Genomic DNA, 4,613 nt, shown 5'->3' on the forward strand with positions numbered 1-4,613 from the left:
GCTCGGTCGCGGCGAACACCAGCAGGCTGACCGCCAGCAACGTGACCGGGATCGCCAGCAGCCGTCGGACCAGGAAACGCGCCACGCCGGATCAGGCCCTGGTCACGGTCGTCAGATCCAGGAACCCCGACGGGTGCGCCCGCAGCCCCTTGACCCGGTCGGTCCGGTAGGCGCGGACCGCGCCGTTCCACACGCTGATGATGACCGGCACGTCCTCGTTGAGCGCCCGCACGATGATCTCCGCCTGCTTCTTCCGTTCGGCCGGGTCGGTGGCCGCGTCGTAGGCGGCGGTTGCCGCGTCCACAACCGGATTGGCGTATTTGGAACCGTTCCACACCCCCTGGCTTTTCACCATCGGGATGATGAACTGGCTCGCCGTGGGCCGGCCCGCCCACCCGACGAGGTTCGCGGTCGTGAACAGCCACGGGGTGTCGGTGTTCTGATCGCCCCCGTAGAACGCCCCGGAGGTCTGCTGGTCGAGGTCCACGGTGATTCCGACCTGTTTGAGCTGGTCCTGGATGACCAGCGCATAGGATTTGTTCGGCGGGTCGAAGCTGAGGGTGAAACGCAGGTGGTCCACGCCCGCGGCGGCCAGCAGCGTCCTGACCTTTGCCTCGTCCTTGGCGCGTTGCTGGAGATCGGTCGGAGCGCTGGAGAACGAGGGCGCGAAGAGATGGTCGTTGCCCAGGACGCCGACCCCGTTGTGCACGCTGGTCAGGACGCCCGGTCGGTCCAGGGCGTACGCGACCGCCTGGCGGACCTCCTTCTTCGTGAACGGCGGCTTGTCGACGCGCAGGGTGAACGCGATCAGACCGGTACTGTTGACCTTGTCGACGGCGATGGAGTTGCCGCCCGCGACCGGACCCACCAGGCCGGCGTCCGACAGGATCTGCCCGTCGACGGCGCCGCTCTGCAAGGCGAGCAGATCGGCCTGCCTGTCCTTGTAGAACGTCGCCTTGACGCCGTCAAGGTACGGTTTTCCGGAATCCCAGTACTTCGGGTTGCGGGTGAACGACGCGCCCGTGCCCGTGTCATAGGAATTCAGCAGGAACGGCCCGGTGCCGATCGCCTTCTGAGCGAATGTGCCCAGCTGGTAGTCCGACTTCAGGATGAGCGCGTTGTAGTTGCCGGCGGACACCAGATACGGGAATTCCGAGAACGGTCGCTCGAGGTGGAAGACGACCGTGTCGGAGCCCGCCAGCAAGACGCCTCCGGCCTTGAGCACCGTGTCGAACGCCGACAGCGCCGCGGACTTGTTCGCGGGATCGAGCAGACGGTCGAACGATGCCTTCACCGTGGCCGCGTCCAGGGGCGTGCCATCGGAGAAGACAACCCCCTGGCGAATGGTGAACGACCAGGTCCGGCCCGCGTCGGAGGAGTTCCACGCGGTCGCCAGCCGGGGCTGCAGCCGGAAGTCGGAGTCAAGCCAGATCAGGTAGTCGGCGACAAGCTGGACCAGCGCGATCGCGGTGCCGTCGTACATCGTCACCGGATCCAGCGAGGTCGGCGGCGGCGGAACGCTCAGGGTTACGGTGCCACCCCGCTTGCCGACCGCGGCCGAGGACGACGAGGAGGCGGTCGTGCCAGCGTCGCTCGTCGAACCGCCGCACGCCGCGAGGAGTGCGGCGAGACCACCGGCACCGGTGCCGGCCAGCAGACCGCGCCGGGTCAGCAACGCCCGCACCGGATGCTCGGCGGGCGCAGCCGCTATCCCGGCTGTTCCGATCGTCTGAGTCGACATTGTCCGAGTCGATGATTGTCTCACGAGGGTCCTTTGACGGTGGTTGAGCAGAGCGTGGTGGATCAGGACCTACGCCACGAACCCCCGTGTCCGGCGGCGGCCTGCATAGATGACCATGTGTGGCTCGGATGCGGCGGGAGATGGTAGGAAGCGCGGTGCTGGCAGTGAACCGCCGGGCCTGAGAAGGCCAGGCCGCACAGGCGAGCGCCGGTCAGCCGCGGTGACAGTGTCCGCAGGTCATCCGCATGAGGTCGATGTGTATCCGGGCGACCAGGAGAACTGTTCTCCACACGCCATCAACGGGACCATGGCCATCTTCACCAGTCAAGTGGGCAATACATGCCAGCGGCTCGCCGACTTCGCAAATACGGATGAAAATTGATTTGATCGACCGTGGATGCGGAAGAACCGTTCGACAGCGCCGCACTTCCACACCACGACAACCGGCACAGGACCTCGCGACCGGACCGCGCGAGATAGCACAAGTGCTACCGTTGACGGATGAGCGAAGTGGGACTGCGGGAGGTCCGGCAGAACGCAAGCGACCTGGTACGCCGCGCCCAGGCCGGCGAACGCGTGACCATAACCGTCGCTGGCCGGCCGGCGGCCGTCCTGGGCCCGGTCAGTCCACGCACCTGGCGGGGCTGGGACGACCTCGCCGACATCTTCGCGCAGCCGGTCGGCACCGACTGGGCGGAGGAGCGCGGCCTGCTCGACGGCTGCATCCTCGACCCGTGGGGGCGGAGTGAACCGGGGCATTCTTGACACCAGCGTCCTGATCGCTACGGACATCGACCCGATCCCCGGCGAATTAGCGATCAGCATCATCAGCATGGCCGAACTCCACTTCGGCGTTCTCGTAGCCAAGAACCCCGACGTCCGTGCCAGCCGGCTCGCCCGTCTCAGCTCCATCCAGAGACGGTTCGACCCACTGCCCGTCGACGACGCTGTCGCCGACAGCTACGGACGCCTCGCCACACGGGTCGTGCAGATCGGACGCCAGCCGCGTGCCCGAACCATGGACCTGCTGATCGCGGCCACCGCACACGCCCACGGTGCCAGCGTCTACACGCGCAACGCCGCCGACCTCGCCGGACTCGAGGAGCTCGTCCCGATCGTCGCGATCTAGAAGACCGCTGAAGATGTTGGTCTGTGGCTCCGTCGTTGACCTACCGACGCCAGAGTGGGTGTCGTGCAGGGACAGTGGGCCGGGCCGACGATCGGTCCGGACGTGTGGACCACCTGCCGGCAGCTGATCCCGGCCGGCAGTGTCTTCGCGTTCCTGGCCGAGCACCGGGAGACCCTGTTCCCCGCCGCGATGTTCGCCGACCTCTACTCCTCGACCGACGGCCGTCCCTCCATGCCCCCACAGGTCCTGGCGGCAGCGCTGCTCCTGCAGGCCCTGCACGGGGGGTGTCGGACACCGACTGCGTGCAGGAACTGCGCTGTGACCTGCGGTGGAAGGCCGCTTGCGGCTTGGGCCTGTACGACACCGCCTTCCACCCGTCGCTGCTGACCTACTTCCGTCGCCGGCTGGCCCGCTCCCTCCGGCCGAACCGGGTCTTCGAGACGGTCCGGGAGGTAGTCGGGGCCACCGGTGTGCTGCGGGAAAGGACCGTCGCGCTCTGGACTCCACCGTGCTCGACGACGCCGTGGCCACCCAGGACACCGTCACCCAGCTCATCGCCGCGATCCGCCGGGTGATCCGGGTGGTGCCCGGTGCCGGGGAGGTGGCCGCGGTGTGCTGCTCGGCGCACGATTACACCCGGGCGGGCAAGCCTGTCATCGCCTGGGACGACGAGCAGGCCCGCGCCGAGCTGGTCGACGCTCTGGTCGGTGACGCGCTGCGCCTGCTGGGACATCTGCCCGAGCAGGAACTCGGGCCGGCTGCTGCTGACGCGGTGGGGCTCCTGGCCCTGGTCGCCGGGCAGGACGTCGAACCCGCCGAGGGCGGGGACGGGTCCAACGGGCGGTGGCGCATCGCCCGGACCACCGTGCCCGACCGGATGGTCTCCACGGTGGATCCCGACGCCCGGCACGTGCACAAGAACCGCACCAGCTACCAGGACGGGTACAAGGCTCACCTGGCGGTGGATCCCGACACCGGGATCATCACGGCGGTGGCGTTGAGGCCGGGAAGCGGACCGGAGCATCACGAGGCCGTGGTCGCCGCCGACCTGCTGGCCGGGGAGGACGGGCCCCGCCGGGTCCTGGGGGACAGTCCCTACGGGACCGGTCAGCTGCGGGCCGAGCTGGCTGGACGGGGACACACCCTGGTGGTGAAGTGTCCGCCGGTGCGGCCGGCCGTGCCCGGGGGGTTCGTCCCGGAGGACTTCGTCGTGGACACGCAGGCGGCGGCGGTGACCTGTCCGGCCGGGCACACCGTGGGTCTGGGACGCCCGGATGGTCAGGGGCGTCGTCAGGCCCGGTTCACCGTCCGGTGTGCCGGCTGTCCGCTGCGGTCGCGGTGTACGACCTCGGTGTCCGGACGCAACGTCAGCGTCCATCCGCATCATGATGTTCTGGCTGCGGCGCGTCGCCGGCAGGCCACCGACCCGGCCTGGCGGGCCGAGTACCGGCGGTGGCGTCCTCCGGTGGAGCGGGCCATCGCGGGTGTGGTGGCCCGGGGAAACCGTCGGCTGCGGTACATCGGCAGGATCAGGAATGACGCGTGGTTGCACCGTCGTGCCGCCGCGGTGAATCTGCGGACTCTGGTTGCCCGGGGACTGTGGCATGACGGGGTGGCCTGGCGGCTTTCGAGTGTGACCTGATGGGTGCTTGTCCGGGCAGGTGACAGGATCTTCGGAGGCCTCTGAGGAGAGCTCCTTGTTCCGGTTCCGCGCTCTCGACCAACATCTTCAGTGGTCTTCTA

General features: G+C 68.5%; 3 protein-coding genes and 1 pseudogene. 3 read left to right on the plus strand and 1 reads right to left on the minus strand.

Annotated features, from left to right (window positions below; genetic code table 11):
* Positions 1-91 precede the first annotated feature (91 nt).
* A complete protein-coding gene (locus tag DD1DGNOD_RS24660) occupies positions 92-1,741 on the minus strand; it encodes an ABC transporter substrate-binding protein (protein WP_131771135.1) in 1,650 nt (549 codons plus the stop codon).
* Between the two features lie 501 nt (positions 1,742-2,242).
* Here DD1DGNOD_RS24660 and DD1DGNOD_RS24665 point away from each other — a divergent pair.
* The 3 genes and pseudogenes from DD1DGNOD_RS24665 (at position 2,243) to DD1DGNOD_RS24675 (ending at position 4,512) form a co-directional block, all read left to right on the plus strand.
* Positions 2,243-2,506, plus strand: a complete 264-nt coding sequence (locus DD1DGNOD_RS24665) for a type II toxin-antitoxin system Phd/YefM family antitoxin (protein WP_131764903.1) — start codon at positions 2,243-2,245, stop codon at positions 2,504-2,506.
* Complete coding sequence (locus tag DD1DGNOD_RS24670) at positions 2,487-2,870, plus strand: type II toxin-antitoxin system VapC family toxin (RefSeq protein ID WP_131764902.1); 384 nt, start codon at positions 2,487-2,489, stop codon at positions 2,868-2,870. The genes DD1DGNOD_RS24665 and DD1DGNOD_RS24670 overlap by 20 nt, the downstream gene beginning before the upstream one ends.
* Before the next feature lie 63 nt (positions 2,871-2,933).
* Positions 2,934-4,512: pseudogene (locus DD1DGNOD_RS24675) on the plus strand (IS1182 family transposase).
* Positions 4,513-4,613: the final 101 nt, after the last annotated feature.

The sequence above is a fragment of the Candidatus Protofrankia californiensis genome, assembly GCF_900634765.1.
Classification (GTDB): domain Bacteria; phylum Actinomycetota; class Actinomycetes; order Frankiales; family Frankiaceae; genus Protofrankia; species Protofrankia californiensis.

What these genes read in the sequence shown, in the direction of transcription:
- DD1DGNOD_RS24660 (WP_131771135.1), bottom strand. Translation starts at nt 1,741, where the DNA reads ATGTCGACTCAGACGATCGGAACAGCCGGGATAGCGGCTGCGCCCGCC.
- DD1DGNOD_RS24665 (WP_131764903.1), top strand. Translation starts at nt 2,243, where the DNA reads ATGAGCGAAGTGGGACTGCGGGAGGTCCGGCAGAACGCAAGCGACCTG.